Consider the following 1,004-nt stretch of genomic DNA (forward strand, 5'->3'; position numbering starts at 1 on the left):
AGCTATTTCGCTTCTTCTTTGCTTCACTCATTCTCGTCATCCCTTCCAGGACGACAGCTTAAATCAGTGTCTCAAATTCGGGGTCCACTTTAACCTCCTTTTGGTTAAATAATCGTCGTAACCATGCATACCATTTTATGGAGGAGAGGATTACCTGCGCCGAACCAGACCATTACATTTCAGCAATGATGTTTGTGAAGCGAAGTGTTTTTCGTTGTTTATGGCAAAGCTAACAGTTTTGTTGCCATTAGTTATCTCGATGAAATAAGCGCCACGAAAAAATAAGGCAATGATACCAACATCCACTCTGTAAATTAAACCTCTTGAAAGACCAATGCCACGATGCAAAGTAGTTAAAGGAACGCGCCGATACAGCACTGGTTTGTGGGTAGAAATTTCTCTTATGCTAGCTAGGCCACTAACTCAGATCTTTACGTGAGGATCTAGCTTGCCGAGGCCAGTGGCAGTTCACGAAAAGCGTAGCAATTCGCCTTTGCATCATTGAGGGCGTGGTGCTCGGGCAGCTTATGCTGCTTATGGAACTCGTACCGCAATAGCTCATTGATGCGATCGGCGACCAGTCGACGTTTGCACCACGGCGGCACCCGTCCATCCAAGACATCGTAGAAAAGATCCCAGTCCGTCTGGTAGTCGTAGCAAATGAAGACCTCTTGATCCTTCGGCCTTACCAACTTAAGCCAATTGGTCATTTGCAGGTAAAGGTCGTCCTTGGTCATTTCCGCATGCGGTGCGTATCCCAAGAGGGGAAGGACCGCGGCCTTGACGAATTCGCTGCATTCACGCACCTCGTAAGGAAGCTCGGCGTAAAACTCCTCGCCGCTTTGTGCGACCAGGCCGATGCTGATCAACTGCGGGTCAAGAAAGTCAGTGAACTCAGTGTCGATGAAGACTAAAGTGGACCCCGAATTTGAGACACTGATTTAAGCTGTCGTCCTGGAAGGGATGACGAGAATGAGTGAAGCAAAGAAGAAGCGAAATAGCTA

General features: G+C 47.7%; 1 protein-coding gene. It reads right to left on the bottom strand.

Going from position 1 to position 1,004, the window contains the following annotated elements:
• Positions 1 to 443: 443 nt before the first annotated feature.
• The gene (locus CEJ45_RS24395; protein ID WP_241517425.1) at positions 444 to 869 is read right to left on the bottom strand and encodes a hypothetical protein; all 426 of its coding nucleotides are present in this window, start codon (positions 867 to 869) and stop codon (positions 444 to 446) included.
• Positions 870 to 1,004: the final 135 nt, after the last annotated feature.

The organism is Herbaspirillum aquaticum (assembly GCF_002213425.1).
In the GTDB taxonomy this organism is placed as follows: Bacteria; Pseudomonadota; Gammaproteobacteria; order Burkholderiales; family Burkholderiaceae_D; genus Herbaspirillum; species Herbaspirillum aquaticum.